We start from the raw sequence: 15,404 nt of genomic DNA on the forward strand, positions 1-15,404 counted from the left end.
AACTCGCGGGAAACCCCTGTAAAAACAAGGGCATTCGTTTATAGCAAACGTATTGCACAAATACTAACGCCGCGCTATATTCCTTCCATTCCCCTATTCCTATAACAGTGGAAGGAGCCTCCATGAGCAAGCAATTCGCCTCGCACGCCGACCTGGAAGACAAGGTCGTCTCGTTCGAAAAACTGTCCGACAACGCCTACGCCTACACCGCCGAAGGCGACCCCAACACCGGTGTGATCATCGGCGACGAGGCCGTCATGGTGATCGACACCCAGGCCACTCCCGTCATGGCGCAGGACGTGATCCGCCGCATCCGCGAAGTCACCGACAAGCCCATCAAGTACATCCTGCTGTCGCACTACCACGCCGTGCGCGTGTTCGGCGCATCCGCCTACAACGCCCAGGAAATCCTGGCCAGCCGCGACACCTACGACCTGATCGCCGAGCGCGGCGAGCAGGACAAGGCCAGCGAGATCGGCCGCTTCCCGCGCCTGTTCCGCAACGCCGAATCGATTCCGCCCGGCCTGGTCTGGCCGACGATGACGTTCAAGGGCGAAATGACCGTCAACCTGGGCAACCTGGAAGTCAAGCTGCTGCAGGTGGGCCGCGGCCACACCAAGGGCGACACCATCGCCTGGCTGCCCGAGCAGAAGATCCTGTTCGCCGGCGACCTGGTCGAATACCAGTCCACCCCGTATTGCGGCGACGCCTACTTCCGCGACTGGCCGACGACGCTGGACGCGCTGTCGGGTTTCGAGGCCGAGAAAATGGTTCCCGGCCGCGGCCCCGCGCTGAAGAACGCCACCGAAGTCCGCCAGGGCCTGGCCGGCACCCGCGCCTTCCTGACCGACCTGTACGGCGCCGTGAACCGCGGCGTGGCCGAAGGCAAGGACCTGAAGACCATCTACCGCGAGGTCTACGACTTCATGAAGCCGCGCTACAGCGACTGGGTGATCTTCGACCACTGCATGCCGTTCGACGTGTCGCGCGCCTATGACGAGGCCACCGGCTACACCGACCCGCGCATCTGGACGGACAAGCGCGACCTGGAAATGTGGGCGCAACTGGAAAGCTGATCCCGCAGGGGCAGCCCATGGCGGCTCCGCCCCGCCGAGCAGGGACCGGAATCGCGCGCCGCACTGGCTGCGCGGCTTCGGCACATAAAAGCAAAATGACCCACACAGGAGACAACCGTGGGAGACATCGACTTTCAGGCGATGGAGTTCGCCTATGAGAAGCACGCCGACCAGGCCGCCAGCGCGCTCGCGCGGCACCAGGTCGTGGTCGTGGGAGCCGGCCCGGTCGGGCTGAGCGCCGCGCTGGACCTCGCCCGGCAGGGCGTGCGCGTGGTCGTGCTGGACGACGACTTCCGCCTGTCCACCGGATCGCGCGCCATCTGTTTTTCCAAGCGCACGCTGGAGATCTGGGACCGCCTGGGCGTCGGCCAGCGCATGATCGACAAGGGCGTGTCGTGGAACGTGGGCAAGGTGTTCTTCCGCGAACAGGAAGTGTGGCGCTTCGACCTGCTGCCCGAACCCGGCCATCGCCGCCCCGCCTTCATCAACCTGCAGCAGTACTACGCCGAAGGCTATCTGTACGAGCAGGCGCGCCAGGAACCCAACATCGATCTGCGCTGGAAGAACAAGGTCGTCGCCGTGGCCCAGGCGGACGACGGCGTGACGCTGACCGTGGAAACGCCCGACGGCTCGTATCCGCTGCACGCGGACTGGCTGATCGCCTGCGACGGCGCGCGTTCGCCGGTGCGCAAGCTGATCGGCCAGGAAAGCCATGGCCGCATCTTCCGCGACCGCTTCCTGATCGCCGACGTCAAGATGCATGCGGACTTCCCGACCGAACGCTGGTTCTGGTTCGATCCGCCGTTCCATCCCAACCAGTCCGTGCTGCTGCACCGGCAGCCGGACAATGTCTGGCGCATCGACTTCCAGCTAGGCTGGAACGCCGACCCGGCCGAGGCCGTCAAGCCGGAAAACGTGCTGCCGCGCATCCGCGCCCTGCTCGGCCCCGACGCGCGCTTCGAACTGGAATGGGTCAGCGTCTACACCTTCGCGTGCGAACGCATGGACAAGTTCCGCCACGGACGCATCGTGTTCGCAGGCGATGCCGCGCACCGCGTTTCGCCGTTCGGCGCGCGCGGCGCCAACAGCGGCGTGCAGGACGCGGAAAACCTGGCATGGAAGCTCAGGCTGGTGCTGGCCGGCCAGGCGCCCGAAACGCTGATCGACAGCTACGGCACCGAACGCGAATACGCCGCCGACGAGAACATCCTGAATTCGTCGCGCGCCACCGACTTCATCACGCCCAAGAGCGACATCAGCCGCAGTTTCCGCAACGCGGTCCTGAACCTGGCCAAGACCCACCCCTTCGCGCGGTCGCTGGTCAACAGCGGCCGCCTGTCGCTGCCCGCTACGTATGCGGGCTCGCCGTTGAACACGCCCGACGAGGACGCCTTCGCGGGCCGCATGGTGCCTGGCGCCGTCGCCCTGGACGCGCCGGTGGAAACGCGGGGCGCGCCGGACTGGTGGCTGTCGCAACTGGACGGCGAATTCTCGCTGGCGCTGTTCTGCGGCGACGCCCTGCCCGGCCGCGACACGCTGCTCGCCCTGCAGGCGCTGCGCATGGCGCCCGTTCCGGTCAAGGCCGTCCTGGTGGCCAGCCCGCAATGCGATCTGTCCGCGCTGCCCGGGGAGCTGGCCGCGGTGACGGACCGCGAAGGCTGCCTGGGCAAGCGCTACGACGCGCAGGCCGGCACGGCCTACCTGATCCGCCCCGACCAGCACATCGCCGCGCGCTGGCGCGCCTTCGACGCCGCGGCCATTGCCGCGGCGGTCAACCGCGCCACGGGCCGCGCCTGAATTCCGAGGTCACTCACCATGCTGATTACCGAAACCAACCTGGTCTCGCCGGACGACTTCTACGAAGCCCTGATCGACACCCACCGCGACCTGAGCAACGAGCAAAGCCAGGAACTGAACGCGGCGCTGATCCTGCTGCTGGCCAACCACCTCGGCGACATGGACGTGCTGCGCGAAGCCCTGCGCCAGGCACGCGCCTCGGTGGCGCCGTAGGATGGGTGAAGCGCGAGAGTTCTTAAGCTAGAACCCAGGCGCCCAACGCGCGGAACCCATGCGGCCGCAATCGATTGTTTTCCGGCCGATGCCAGGCACAATCTGCCCACGGCCGCATGGGTTCCGCGCGCTGGGCAGTTGCGTTCTTGTGCCGAAATTCTCGCGCTCCACCCATCCTACGCCCCCCCGACCGCGAACGTATTGACGATCAGCGCGCGCAGCCACTGGTTGCCGCCATCGCGGTCCACCCTGCGCTGCCAGTACATATTGGTCTGTAGCGCGGGAACCCTCACCGGCGGCGTCATGAAGCGCAGGCCGAACGGCGGCGCGGCGCTGGCGGCCAGTTTCTCGGGCACCGTGGCCAGCAGATCGGTGGCGCTCACGATGTACGGCACGGCCGAGAAATGCGGCACGCTGAAGTGTTCGGCCAGGTCCACGCCCGCGCGCTCCATGGACTGGTTGACCTGTCCGTAGGGCGCGGCCCGCGACACGATCAAGTGCCGTTCGGCGCGGAACGCCTTGATGCCCATGCCCGCATGCGCGGTCGGATGCGCCTGCCGGAACAAGGTCGCGTAGCCCTGGCGGAACAGCATGCGCTGCAGGGTGCCCGCCCCCATTTCATCGAAGGCGCCGATCGCCAGGTCGACGCGCCCCGATTCCATTTCCCGCGGCAGGTCCGGCCCCTGGACGCGCACGGAATCGATGCGCACCTGCGGCGCGACCTGCACGCACACCTCCATCAGCCGGGGCATGAAATGGATTTCGCCCACGTCCGTCATCGCGACCCGGAACCGGCGGCTGCTGGTGGCGGCGTCGAACGCGTCCTGGTCCCGCAGCGCCTGCGACAGCATGGTCAGCGCTTCGCTGACGGGGCCCGCCAGGCGCTGCGCGCGCGGCGTGGGCAGCATGCCCTGCCCCGTGCGCACGAACAGATCGTCGCCGAAGGCTTCGCGCAGGCGGCGCAGCGCATTGCTGACGGCCGGCTGCGACAGGTCCATCCGCCGCGCCACGGCCGACAGGTTGCGGTCTTCGAGCAGGTGCTGGAACAGCAGCAGCAGATTCAGGTCGACGTCGCGCAGCTCTGCCATGGGGCCTCCTACTATTCATAAAATTTATAGTCTCTATTTTTGCATTCCCGTAGCCGCAACGGGGTTTTTTTCCGACAATGGCATATCGCCCTGCGGACCCCGTCCGGACGGGCCATCTGAACCAGGCCGCGCGGCCAAGCACCGCGCCGCCGCCCAGGAGGATTCCATGGAACTGCAATACCAGACCGGTTTCGGCAACGATTGCGCCACCGAGGCCCTGCCCGGCGCGCTGCCGCTGGGCCGCAATTCGCCCCAGCAATGTCCCTATGGCCTGTATGCCGAACAATTGTCCGGCACCGCCTTCACCGCGCCGCGCAGCGAAAATCGCCGCTCCTGGCTGTACCGCATCCGCCCGGGCGCCCAGCACAAGCCCTTCGAGCCCTTCGAGGGCGCCTCCGGCTGGCTCAGCGCGTTCGGCCACGGCCCCGTGACGCCCAACCAGTTGCGCTGGAGCCCGCTGCCGATCCCCACGGCCCCCACCGATTTCCTGGAAGGGATGAAGACCTGGGGCGGCAACGGCGGCCCCGACGAGCAGGGCGGCGTGGGCATCCATCTGTACGCGGCCAACCGGTCGATGCAGGGCCGCTACTTCTACAACGCCGATGGCGAACTGATGCTGGTTCCCCAGCAGGGCCGCCTGCGGCTGGCCACGGAACTCGGCCTGATCGACCTGGAGCCCCTGGAAATCGCCGTCATCCCGCGCGGCGTGCGTTTCCGCGTGGAACTGCTGGACGGCTCCGCCCGCGGCTACATGCTGGAGAACTTCGGCGCGGCGCTGCGCCTGCCGGAACTGGGCCCGATCGGCTCGAACTGTCTGGCCAACGCGCGCGACTTCAAGACGCCGGTAGCCTGGTATGAAGACGTGGAAGGCGATTTCGAGCTGATCGCCAAGTTCACTGGCGGATTCTGGCGCGCCTCCATCGGCCATTCCCCGCTGAACGTCGTCGCCTGGCACGGCACGCACGCGCCCTACAAGTACGATCTGCGCAACTTCAACACCATCGGCTCGATCAGCTACGACCACCCGGATCCCTCGATCTTCACCGTGCTGACCGCACCCTCGGACACCCCGGGAACGGCCAACATGGACTTCGCGATCTTCCCGCCGCGTATCCTGTCCATGGAAAACACCTTCCGTCCGCCCTGGTTCCACCGCAACATCGCCAGCGAATTCATGGGCCTGATCCAGGGCGTCTACGACGCCAAGGCCGACGGCTTCGCCCCCGGCGGCGCCAGCCTGCACAACTGCATGAGCGGCCACGGCCCCGACGCCGAAACCTTCGAAAAGGCCTCCCACGCCGACACCAGCGCCGCCCACTACATCCGCGACACGATGGCGTTCATGTTCGAAACGCGGCGCGTCATCCGCCCGACGGAACAGGCGCTGGCCTCGGTAGAATTGCAGGGCGACTATTACCGGTGCTGGCAGGGCCTCGCCAAGCATTTCGATCCCAAGAAGGCGTGACGCGAAAGCCCCGGCTTTCCCCACCCGCGGCGATGCGCGCAAGCGCATCGCCGTTTGGCGTTACGAATCACTAAACCCAAAGAGACACGCAGCCATGACTCCCTCCATCAATGAAACCCACGATCCGTCCCTGAAGAGCTGGGTCGCCAGCGCCAACACGGGCGCGTCGGACTTTCCGGTGCAGAACCTGCCCTACGCCTCGTTCCGCCGCAAGGGCGCTTCCGAGCCGTTCCGGGTGGGCGTCGCCATCGGCGACCAGATCCTGGACCTGGCCGCGCTGGCCGCCAAGCAGCCGTTCGAAGGCCTGGCCGCCGAAGCCCTGGCCGCCTGCGCCGCCGACAGCCTGAACGGCCTGATGGCGCTGGGCCAGGCCCACTGGAGCGCGCTGCGCCTGGCGCTGTCCCGCGCGCTGCGCGAAGGCGCCGCGCTGCGCGACACCATCGCCCCGCTGCTGGCGGCCCAGGCCGACGCGGAATACGCCACGCCGGCGCGTATCGGGGACTACACCGACTTCTATATCTCGGTGCACCACGCCACCGCGGTGGGCAAGCAGTTCCGCCCCGACAATCCCCTGCTGCCGAACTACAAGTGGGTGCCCATCGGCTACCACGGCCGCGCGTCCAGCATCGGCGTGGACCAGAAGTTCCCCCGCCCCGTCGGCCAGACCCGCCCCGCCAACGAGGGCGAAGCGCCGCAATTCGGCCCCTGCGCCCGCCTGGACTACGAACTGGAACTGGGCATCTTCGTGGGCACCGGCAACGCGCAGGGCGACCGGATCGCCCTGGCCGACGCCGAATCGCACGTGTTCGGCCTGTGCATCCTGAACGACTGGTCGGCCCGCGACATCCAGGCCTGGGAATACCAGCCCCTCGGCCCCTTCCTGGCCAAGAACTTCGCCTCCACGATCTCCCCCTGGGTCGTCACCCTGGAAGCGCTGGAACCGTTCCGCACGCAATGGAACCGCGGCCCGTCCGAGCCGCAGCCGATGCCCTACCTGGCATCCGACGCCAACCGCGCCAAGGGCGCCTTCGACGTGCAGATGGAAGTGCTGCTGACCACCGAGAAGTCGCGCGCCGAAAAGCAGCCGCCCGCCTTCCTGTCGCGCAGCAACTTCCGCGACGCCTACTGGAACGTGGCGCAATTGATCACGCATCACACGGTCAACGGCTGCAACCTGCAACCGGGCGACATGCTGGGCACCGGCACGCTGTCCGGTCCGCAGGCATCCGAAGCCGGCTCGCTGCTCGAACTGAGCAACGGCGGAAAGAGCCCGATCGAACTGCCCTGGGGCGAGAAGCGCACCTTCCTGCAGGATGGCGATCAGGTCATCATGCGGGCCGAATGCGTGAAGGCGGGATACCCGCGGATCGGATTCGGGGAAAGTTCGGGCACGGTGCTGCCGGCGCGCGTTTGATTTCCCAGGCTGCCGGCGCCCGCGCTCAGTTGGAGCGGCGCGCCATCAGCCTCTCGACCTCCTCGTCCTTGGCTTGCCACTGCCGGCCCAGCCAATGGTGGAATTCCGTGCGGAAGGCCTTGTCCCGGGTGTAATCGGCGCCGCAGAACTCGGGCGGCACCGGCAGTTGCCGCATGCGCACGGCCACCGGGCCGGCGCGGCCGCAGGCCAGGTCCCAGAAGCTGGGTATCCCTTCCGGGTACGCGATGGTGGCGTCTATCATCGAACGAAAGCGCGTGCCCATCGCGTTCAGCGCCACCGCCAGCCCGCCCGCCTTGGGCTTGAGCAGATGGCGGTACGGCGAAGACTGCGAGGCGCGCTTGGCCTCGGTAAAGCGCGTGCCCTCGACGAACACCATCACGCTGGTCGGCACCAGCGAGAACTTCGCGCAGGCGCGCCGCGCGGCCTCCTGGTCCTCGCGCCCCAGGGCCGGATTGCGGCGCAGCTCGGCCTTGCCGTGGCGTTTCATGAACGGGAAGTCCAGCGCCCACCAGGCCAGGCCGATCACCGGCACGTAGATCAACTGCTGCTTCAGGAAAAACTTCAGCAGCGGGATCCGCCGGTTCAGGGAGTACTGCAGCACGAAGATGTCCGCCCAGGACTGGTGATTGCAGTTGACCAGATACCAGTCCGCGTAGCGCAGCCCGGCGTTGCCCTGGATGTCCCATGGCGCCTGCTGGATCAGCGCGAACCATCCGGCGTTGCTGGACACCCAGGCCGTCGCAATGGCGTTGAGCACCGGGTCGACCCGCCGCCTGACCGCGGCGAAGGGCAGCAGCAGCTTCAGCAGCGCGACGGGGAACAGCAGCAGGCACCAGAACAGCGTGCTGGCACCCAGCAGAACGACGCTGACCGCGCCGGTTATCCATGCGAACCGGCCGCGCGGCATGGGGAACGCGCGGCGCCGCTGAACGGGATTGCCGGGCTCGTCCGCGCCGCGTTGCGCGGCAGCGGCGGCACGGATCGCTTCCGGGGACTGATCTGGAAAAGTCATGGCCGCCAGTTTGCGACGGCCCGGTGCAAAATGGCTTGCGCAGGATCAAAGCGGCCGCATGCGGCGATCCCCGCCTGGCGGGACGGGAACCTCAGGGCAAGCGGTACTTCTCCTCGCGGTATGCCCAGCTTGCCCACAGCGCGTGCGCCAGGGCTTCGTCCATCAGCTTCGGATCCGCGGACGGCGCCGGCTCGTAGACTTCGTCCCGGCCCACCGGCGCCGCCTCGTACCGGAATTCCCTGGGCGGCTTGGAGGGCTCCAGCACCAGCAGCTTGTCGCCTTCCAGGTATCCGAAGTTGTCCGCGTACTGCATCATCGCCCGGTTCGGGTCGCGCTGGGTCAGGTCCGCCCCCAGCATGGGATTCACGTTGTCCAGGCCGATCAGCGACAGCAAGGTGGGCGCCATGTCGATCTGGCTGACCAGGCGGTCGTCCTGGCGGGGCGCGATTCCGGCCCCGAGGATCAGCGCCGGGATCTGGAAATGCCGCACCGGCACCGGGATCGAGCCGTAGACCCGCGAATCGTGGTCGGCGATCACCAGGAACACCGTGTTGTCCCAGTAGGGCGCCTTCCTGGCCTTGTCGAAGAACTGGCCCAGCGCCCAATCCGCGTAGCGCACCGTGTTGTCCACCGAGGCGGGATCCCCGACCGGCGCGATGCGTCCGGCCGGATACTCCCAGGGCGAATGGTTGGTGACCGAGAACGCCAGCGTGAATACCGGCTTACCGCCGTCGGCGCGCAGCAGGCGGTCCACCTGGTTGAACATGTCTTCGTCCGACGCGCCCCACGATCCTTCGAACACCGGATCCACGAACTTGGGCCGGTCCACGATCTCGTTGAAGCCGTTGCCCAGGAAGAAGGCCCGCATGTTGTCGAAGTGCGATTCGCCGCCGTACACGAAGCGCGAATGGTAGCCGTGCCTGCCCAGCAACTGCGCCAGCGTGAAGAAGCCGGTCTGCGAACGCGGCAGCTTCACGACCGCGTCGGCCACGCTGGGCGGAAAGCCCGCGGTGACGGCCTCGATGCCCCGCACCGACCGCGTGCCCGTCGCGTAGGCGCGATGGAACATCCAGCCTTCCTTGGCCAGCCTGTCGATATTGGGCGTCAGGTCGCGCCCGCCCAGGCTGCCCACATACTGCGCGCCCAGGCTTTCCTGCAGGATGATCACCAGGTTCAGGGGCTTGTCCCGCCGCACCGTGGCCTTTTGCTCGTGCAGGCTGGGGTAGCGCGGGTCCAGCGGCGCGCCCGCCATGCCGGCCTCTTGGCGCACGATGGCGTTCATCTTGTCCACCGCCATCTTGGGATACATCGCGGCCGACGAGCGTTCGTCGCGCATGCGATAGGCCGCGTCGAACACGCTGTACAGCGAATTCAGCGCCAGCGCGTTGACCATGGCGTCGGAGCTGAACGCGACCTTGGCCGGATTGATCGGGCGGTGCTCCAGCGTGCCGCGCGCGCTCAGGAACACCAGCGCCAGGATCACGAGCGTGGCCAGCGGCCGCTTCCACCACGCCATGAACGGGTCGCGCGCTCGGGCCGGGAACAGCTTGACCGCCATCCATGCCGCAAGCGCCAACGCCACGAAGGCGGCCAGCAGCACGCCCTTGTAGCCCTGCCACAGCATGGACCCGACTTCCTTCGGGTTGAGCAGGTAGATGAAGTACAGCCGGTTGGGCCGCGTGTCGTATTCCGCGATGAACTGGGGCGTGGAGACTTCCAGCAGCGCGTACAGCATCCACCACGCGCGGAACCACCAGGCGGTGATGCGCACGGCCAGCGGACGGTGTCCGAACCAGGGCGAGAGTACCGCCGGCAGCGCGATCACCATGGACATCAGGCAGACGTCGATGCGCAAGCCGCCCCACAGCAGCGGCGCCAGGCCGCCGGCGGCCTGCACGCGGTCCCACATCCAGAAGGCCAGGCCCAGGCGGGAAAGCGTGAGCAGCGCCAGGACGGCGATGATGAACCGTAGCGTCAGCCGGCGCATGAATCCGCCCTCCGCCGGCCCGGGGATGCCGGCTCAATGAAAATAACGCTGCTTTGTATGCCGAGCAGAACCATGCCGCCTCGTCGTCGAAAAAATAGGAAAACGGGCAAGATTAACGCGGTTTGGCGCGGCCCACCCGGCGGCCGCCCTATTGCGCGCGCCGCAGGCGCTCGCGGCTGTTGCTCAGGTGGGTGCGCATGGCGGCGCGCGCGCCTTCGGCGTCCTGGCGCACGATGGCGCTGTAGATGTCCTCGTGCTCGAGGTTCACCCGCGCCAGGTAGGCGGCCCGGTCTTCATGCGCGAACTTCGCGGAATTGATGCGGGTGCGCGGAATGATGGCCGATCCCAGGTGCGACATGAGGTCCGCGAAATAGCGGTTGTCGGTGGATTGCGCGACCAGCAGGTGGAACTGGAAGTCCGGCGTGACCGTGTCGCCGCCGCTTTCCAGCGCGCGCTTGAACGCGTCCAGCGCGCGCCGCATCTCCTGCAATTGCGCGTCGGTGCGCCGGGCCGCGGCCAGGCTCGCGGCCTCGCTTTCCAGGCAGATGCGCAGCTCCAGCAGCACCAGCACGTCGCGCACCGTCGCGATGTCGGCCGGGTCCACCCGGAAGTCGCCGCCGCCGCTGGGCTCCAGCGCGTACGTGCCCACCCCGTGATGCGTTTCGACCAGGCCCGAGGCCTGCAGCCGGGACAGCGCCTCGCGCACGACGGTGCGGCTAACGCCGAACTGGCGCATGATTTCGGATTCGGTCGGCAGCTTGTCGCCCGGCCGGATGTCGCCGCCGCGTATGCGCCCGGAGATGCTTTCCACCAGGCCCTGGGCCAGGCTCCGGGGACGGCGCCGCGGCAGGACGGAGGGTTCGGCGGGAGCGGTCATCGGGGAGGTCCGGAATCGGTTGCACAAAGCGAGACACTGAAAACTCGCGCCTGCCGATTATACGTGGGAGGTTGTACGACAACGTACCGTCATGCGCGCTTCCCGCCGTTGCCGCCGCGACAGGCGGGGATGCCGCCCGCGATGAGCGGATAGAAGAACACCGCCGCCAGGAACCACAGCAGCGCCGCCGACCAGAGCGTCTGGCTCAGGAAATGGGCGCCTTGCAGGATGCGGACGGCGGAGAAGCTCGCGCCGGCCGCCACGCCGATGGCCAGGCCCCACCAGCGCCACGCCGGCCGCCCCAGCGCCCAGCCCGCGAAATACAGGGTCAGCATCGAATAGCCCGCGCCGGCATGGCCGCTGGGCAGGGCGCCGCCCGCCTTCGCGCGCGCCCAGGTCCACCAGTGCTGGGGATAGGGGGTATATCCGCCCAGCGTATCCAGATCGTAGGGACGGGGCAGCGTCGTATGGTGCTTCAACTGGTTCACCAGGAGCTGCCCGGCCAGACAGGTCGCCGCCACGGCCAGCGCCGGCCCGCGCCACGGCCTCCATGCCGGGATGCGGTAACTGGCCGCCGCCACCCCGACGGAAGCCAGCGCGACGCTCACCGGCAAGGCCAGCACCATGCGATGGCCGATCAGGTCGAGCCAGCGGTTGGCGCGCAGCGGAAAATCGTCCAGGGCCGGGTTGAACAGCGCCTGCGCGATGCGCAGGTCCAGCCCGGAGGCATTGGTCCACCAGGCCAGACAGGCCAGGGCGAGCGTGACCGCGATGACGTGGCTGAACAGGTACGGGGCGGCCGCCGGCTTGCGTAGCGCGGGCAGCGATAGGAACGGCATGGTCGATGGGGCGGGCGCGTCGGGAAAACGCAGAGACTACGGCGCCCGCAGTCGAAATTTCGTCAAATCCGGCTTTGCGCGCCGGCCGCCGCCGGCAGGTCCGCCCCGCCCTCGAAGCGCAGCGTGAAACGGGTTCCCCGCGCCTCGCCTTGCCGCGAGGATTCGACGGTCAGGGACCACCCCTGCATGTCGCAGACGCGCTTGGCGATCGCCAGCCCCAGCCCGCGCGCCGTTTCGTCGGCCGCCGCCGTGCCGGAATCCCGCATGCGGCCGCTGTAGTAGCGGCGGAACAGGAACGGCAGGTCGTCGGCGGCGATGCCCTTGCCGTCGTCGCCCAGTTCCAGCCCGCCGTCGGCGGCCAGGCGGACGGTCAGCGTCGCCGGCGCGGCGTGTTCCACCGCGTTGCGGACCAGGTTGCGCAATACCGTCAGCAGAGCGTAGCGATCCAGCGTGCGGGCCTGCCCGGCGGGGATCTGGTTGTCGAGCCGCAGCTTCGCCAGTTCCGCCTGGGCCTCGTAGCCTCGCCAGGCGTCTTCCATGCAGGCGGAAAGGTCCACGGGCTCCGGCGGGCGCAACTGGTCCCGCGCCATGGCGCGGGCGCTCTCCAGGCTCACGATGACGTCGTCCACGTTGTCCACCACGCGGGTCAGGCGCAGGCGCTGGTCCGGGGTCAGCGCCTGGGTCAGCAGCATCAATTCGCTGTCCGAACGGATCGCGGCCAGGGGCGTGCGCACCTCGTGGCTCAGGTTGCCCGCGAATTCGCGCTCGCGGGCGATCGACCTGTCCACCTGATTCTGCACCCGGTTGAAGGCTTCGATCAGCCGGCCCGCCTCGTCGTCGCGCGTCACGGCCATGTCGGGCGACCCGGGCGCCCAGGTCGCCAGCCGGTCCGTCAGGTCCAGCAGCGGGCCGACCGCCACGGCGGCGACGCGCCGCGACAGCGCATAGGCTCCCACCACGCAGATGGCGCCCACGCCCAGCACGATCAGGCCGAAGTCATGGACCCGCTCTTCGTTGTCGGTGGCGTCATACAGCAGGTACACCTTGCCGCGGCTGGTTTCGGCCACCATGACGTGCCAGGTGTACGCGCCCGGCTCGATCAGGTGCAGGCCGCTGTCCAGGGACAGGATTTCCTCGGGGATGCCGGTAGGCCGGTTGCCGTCCACGCTTACCCAGGCGCGCATGGAGCCGCCCAGTTCGCGCACGCCTTCGCGCGGCAGGAAACCGTCGCTGTCGCGCGCGTGCTGGACGAGCCGGTCCATTTCGGTGTTCAGGATGTCGTTGACCAGATCGTCTTCCATCTGGTCGAAGGTCAGGTAGGCCAGCAGGGCGAGCGCGGTCACGAACAGCGCCACCGTTCCCGTCAGCGCCCACACCACGCGCTGGGTCAGGGTGCCGCCCGAGGCGACCGTCATGGCGCCGTCCCGCCGTCCAGGGACAGGCGCCACCCCGTCCCGTGCACGGTCTCGATGCCATCGAAACCGGCGTCGGCCAGCGCGCGGCGCAACAGGTGCACCTGGCTGCGCAGCGCATCCGAGGAAGGCGGCTCATTGCCCCAGAGCACGGATTCCAGTTCTTCGCGCGACACCACCCGGCCCGGATCACGCAGCAAGGCGTCGATGATGAGGGCGGCCTTGCGCGTCAGGTGGACGGGATTGCCGTTGACGGACACGGCGCGGCTGCGGGTGTCGTACTGCAGGGGGCCGAAGACGCGCACGGAATCCACGGTCGCCCCCTTGGCGCGCTGGATCAGCGCAAGCAGGCGCGCCTCGACCTCGAGCAGCGCGAACGGTTTGGTCAGGTAGTCGTCGGCGCCATGCGAGAACCCGGCCAGCTTGTCCTCCAGGCTGTCGCGCGCGGTCAGCATCAGCACCGGCACGTCCAGCCGCCTGTCGTTGCGCAGCGTGTGCAGCACGGCGTTGCCGTCCATGCCCGGCAGGCCGATATCCAGGATCAGGGCATCGAAACGCTGCTCCGCCAGCCGCTGCAGCGCGGCCGGCCCGGAGTAGGCCGTATCGGGCAGGAAGCCTCGCGCCTCGAGGAAGGTATACAGATTGCCGGCGATGATCGCGTCGTCCTCGACGATCAGGATTCTGCAATTCGCGCCCGCCGCGGGACTGGCTGCCATGGTTCGGGCCCTATGCCTGCAGGACCTTGCCGGGGTTCATGAGCCCCTGCGGATCCAGCGCGCGCTTGATCCTGCGCATCAACGCCAGTTCCACGGGGCTCTTGTAGCGCGGCAGTTCGTCGCGCTTGAGCTGGCCCACGCCGTGTTCGGCGCTGATGGAGCCGTCGTGGGCGTGCACGCTGTCGTGCACCACGCCGTAGATTTCGCTTTGCAGCGCCAGCAGCTCGGCCTCGGTCTGCCCCGGCGCATTGGCCACGTTGTAGTGGAGATTGCCGTCGCCCAGGTGGCCGAAGATCACGTGGCGCACGCCCGGAAAGCGGGCTTGCAGCAAGGCGTTGGTCTTGTGCACGAAGCCGGCGATGGAAGAAATGGGGATGGACACGTCATGCTTGACGGACTTGCCCAGTTCGGCCTCGGCCAGCGGGATGCTCTCGCGCAGGTGCCACAGCGCCCTGCTTTGCGCCACGTTGGCGGCGATGGCCGCGTCGTTCACCAGCCCGCTGTCGATGGCGGATCCCAGCACGGCCTCGAAGCGTTCCCGCGCATGCGCCTCGCTTTCGCTGTCGGACAGTTCGAGCAGGGCGAACCACGGGGAAGCCGCGGACTCGCCTTCGAACGGCAGGCGCTGCTGCGGGAACAGCCGCACGACCGCCTGCAGGCAGGCGCCGCTCATGAGTTCGAAGCCGGTCAGCGCGGCGCCGAAGCCCGAACGCGCGCGCGACAGCAGTTCCACCGCGCCGTCGATGCTGTCCAGCGTCAAGAGCGCGGTGCAGGAGGCCACCGGCCGCGGAAACAGTTTCAGCGTGGCCGCGGTGATGATGCCCAGCGTGCCTTCGCTGCCGATGTAGAGGTCGCGCAGGTCGTAGCCGGTGTTGTCCTTGCGCAGGCCGCGCAAGCCGTTCCAGATCTCGCCTTCCGCGGTCACGACCTCCAGGCCCAGCGTCAGGTCGCGCGTGTTGCCGTAGCGCAGCACCTGCGTGCCGCCGGCGTTGGTCGCGAGATTGCCGCCGATGGTGCAACTGCCTTCCGCGGCCAGGCTCAGGGGAAACAGCCGGTCCGCCGCGGCGGCCGCTTCCTGCACGGCCTGCAGGACGCAGCCCGCTTCCACGGTGATGGTGTCGTTGTCGGTATCCAGGGCGCGCACCGCGGTCAGGCGGGCGGTGGACAGGACGACCGCCGTGCCGGAATCGTCGGGCGTCGCGCCGCCGCACAGCCCGGTGTTGCCGCCTTGCGGCACCATGGGCACGCCGTGCCTGGCGCACAGCCTTACCGCCGCCGCCACTTCCTCGGTGGAGCCCGGGCGGATCACCGCCAGCGCCGCGCCGCGGTAGCGGCGGCGCCAGTCCAGCGTGTAGGACTCGGCGTCGGCGCCGGTCAGCACGTGGGAAAAACCCAGGAGGGATTGCAGATCGCTCAGCAAATTCATATGCGCCGCACAAGAAAGGCCTGGTCGCGCCCAGGCGCTGGATCGGGGAATGTGCGGACTA

At 68.2% G+C, this 15,404-nt stretch carries 13 protein-coding genes; 5 read left to right on the top strand and 8 right to left on the bottom strand.

Annotated features, from left to right (window positions below; translation table 11 throughout):
* The first annotated feature begins 122 nt into the window (after positions 1-122).
* The 3 genes from WHX56_RS30330 (at position 123) to WHX56_RS30340 (ending at position 3,086) form a co-directional block, all read left to right on the top strand.
* The gene (locus tag WHX56_RS30330) at positions 123-1,076 is read left to right on the top strand and encodes an MBL fold metallo-hydrolase (RefSeq protein ID WP_287753785.1); all 954 of its coding nucleotides are present in this window, start codon (positions 123-125) and stop codon (positions 1,074-1,076) included.
* Positions 1,077-1,193: 117 nt separating this feature from the next.
* A complete protein-coding gene (locus tag WHX56_RS30335; RefSeq protein ID WP_129245363.1) occupies positions 1,194-2,873 on the top strand; it encodes an FAD-dependent oxidoreductase in 1,680 nt (559 codons plus the stop codon).
* Positions 2,874-2,891: 18 nt separating this feature from the next.
* Complete coding sequence (locus tag WHX56_RS30340) at positions 2,892-3,086, top strand: DUF2783 domain-containing protein (protein ID WP_129245361.1); 195 nt, start codon at positions 2,892-2,894, stop codon at positions 3,084-3,086.
* A gap of 176 nt (positions 3,087-3,262) precedes the next feature.
* Here the strand turns inward: WHX56_RS30340 and WHX56_RS30345 are convergent, their stop codons facing one another.
* Positions 3,263-4,174, bottom strand: a complete 912-nt coding sequence (locus tag WHX56_RS30345; RefSeq protein ID WP_129245358.1) for a LysR family transcriptional regulator — start codon at positions 4,172-4,174, stop codon at positions 3,263-3,265.
* Positions 4,175-4,340: 166 nt separating this feature from the next.
* On the opposite strand from WHX56_RS30345, the gene hmgA reads away from it, so the two are divergent.
* The gene (gene hmgA, locus WHX56_RS30350) at positions 4,341-5,639 is read left to right on the top strand and encodes a homogentisate 1,2-dioxygenase (RefSeq protein ID WP_338879842.1); all 1,299 of its coding nucleotides are present in this window, start codon (positions 4,341-4,343) and stop codon (positions 5,637-5,639) included.
* 94 nt (positions 5,640-5,733) lie between these two features.
* Positions 5,734-7,053, top strand: a complete 1,320-nt coding sequence (fahA, locus tag WHX56_RS30355) for a fumarylacetoacetase (RefSeq protein WP_129245354.1) — start codon at positions 5,734-5,736, stop codon at positions 7,051-7,053.
* A 25-nt stretch (positions 7,054-7,078) separates the two neighbouring features.
* Here the strand turns inward: fahA and WHX56_RS30360 are convergent, their stop codons facing one another.
* The 7 genes from WHX56_RS30360 to WHX56_RS30390 all read right to left on the bottom strand — a co-directional run bounded on the left by WHX56_RS30360 (position 7,079) and on the right by WHX56_RS30390 (position 15,343).
* A complete protein-coding gene (locus WHX56_RS30360) occupies positions 7,079-7,981 on the bottom strand; it encodes an acyltransferase (RefSeq protein ID WP_422393678.1) in 903 nt (300 codons plus the stop codon).
* A 196-nt stretch (positions 7,982-8,177) separates the two neighbouring features.
* Positions 8,178-10,073 carry an LTA synthase family protein gene (locus WHX56_RS30365; protein ID WP_338879844.1) on the bottom strand — a complete coding sequence of 632 codons (1,896 nt, stop codon included), beginning with the start codon at positions 10,071-10,073 and terminating at the stop codon, positions 8,178-8,180.
* 148 nt (positions 10,074-10,221) lie between these two features.
* On the bottom strand, positions 10,222-10,950 hold the full coding sequence (locus tag WHX56_RS30370; protein ID WP_129245350.1) for a FadR/GntR family transcriptional regulator: 729 nt from the start codon (positions 10,948-10,950) through the stop codon (positions 10,222-10,224).
* An 89-nt stretch (positions 10,951-11,039) separates the two neighbouring features.
* Entirely contained in the window at positions 11,040-11,789 is a 750-nt protein-coding gene (locus tag WHX56_RS30375; protein ID WP_287751508.1) for a phosphatase PAP2 family protein, read from the bottom strand.
* A 62-nt stretch (positions 11,790-11,851) separates the two neighbouring features.
* Complete coding sequence (locus tag WHX56_RS30380; protein WP_129245346.1) at positions 11,852-13,204, bottom strand: sensor histidine kinase; 1,353 nt, start codon at positions 13,202-13,204, stop codon at positions 11,852-11,854.
* Complete coding sequence (locus WHX56_RS30385; protein WP_129245344.1) at positions 13,201-13,917, bottom strand: response regulator transcription factor; 717 nt, start codon at positions 13,915-13,917, stop codon at positions 13,201-13,203. The genes WHX56_RS30380 and WHX56_RS30385 overlap by 4 nt, the downstream gene beginning before the upstream one ends.
* Before the next feature lie 10 nt (positions 13,918-13,927).
* Positions 13,928-15,343 (bottom strand): FAD-binding oxidoreductase, encoded by a 1,416-nt coding sequence (locus WHX56_RS30390; RefSeq protein WP_338879845.1) that lies wholly within the window; start codon positions 15,341-15,343, stop codon positions 13,928-13,930.
* Positions 15,344-15,404 lie beyond the last annotated feature (61 nt).

Origin of the sequence: Achromobacter veterisilvae, from assembly GCF_037619525.1 — a bacterium.
Classification (GTDB): Bacteria; Pseudomonadota; Gammaproteobacteria; order Burkholderiales; family Burkholderiaceae_B; genus Achromobacter; species Achromobacter veterisilvae.

Bases quoted from the DNA above. Each gene is read 5' to 3' on its own strand.
- WHX56_RS30330 (WP_287753785.1), top strand. From the start codon at position 123: ATGAGCAAGCAATTCGCCTCGCACGCCGACCTGGAAGACAAGGTCGTC.
- WHX56_RS30340 (WP_129245361.1), top strand. From the start codon at position 2,892: ATGCTGATTACCGAAACCAACCTGGTCTCGCCGGACGACTTCTACGAA.
- WHX56_RS30345 (WP_129245358.1), bottom strand. From the start codon at position 4,174: ATGGCAGAGCTGCGCGACGTCGACCTGAATCTGCTGCTGCTGTTCCAG.
- hmgA (WP_338879842.1), top strand. From the start codon at position 4,341: ATGGAACTGCAATACCAGACCGGTTTCGGCAACGATTGCGCCACCGAG.
- fahA (WP_129245354.1), top strand. From the start codon at position 5,734: ATGACTCCCTCCATCAATGAAACCCACGATCCGTCCCTGAAGAGCTGG.
- WHX56_RS30360 (WP_422393678.1), bottom strand. From the start codon at position 7,981: ATGCCGCGCGGCCGGTTCGCATGGATAACCGGCGCGGTCAGCGTCGTT.
- WHX56_RS30365 (WP_338879844.1), bottom strand. From the start codon at position 10,073: ATGCGCCGGCTGACGCTACGGTTCATCATCGCCGTCCTGGCGCTGCTC.
- WHX56_RS30370 (WP_129245350.1), bottom strand. From the start codon at position 10,950: ATGACCGCTCCCGCCGAACCCTCCGTCCTGCCGCGGCGCCGTCCCCGG.
- WHX56_RS30375 (WP_287751508.1), bottom strand. From the start codon at position 11,789: ATGCCGTTCCTATCGCTGCCCGCGCTACGCAAGCCGGCGGCCGCCCCG.
- WHX56_RS30380 (WP_129245346.1), bottom strand. From the start codon at position 13,204: ATGACGGTCGCCTCGGGCGGCACCCTGACCCAGCGCGTGGTGTGGGCG.
- WHX56_RS30385 (WP_129245344.1), bottom strand. From the start codon at position 13,917: ATGGCAGCCAGTCCCGCGGCGGGCGCGAATTGCAGAATCCTGATCGTC.
- WHX56_RS30390 (WP_338879845.1), bottom strand. From the start codon at position 15,343: ATGAATTTGCTGAGCGATCTGCAATCCCTCCTGGGTTTTTCCCACGTG.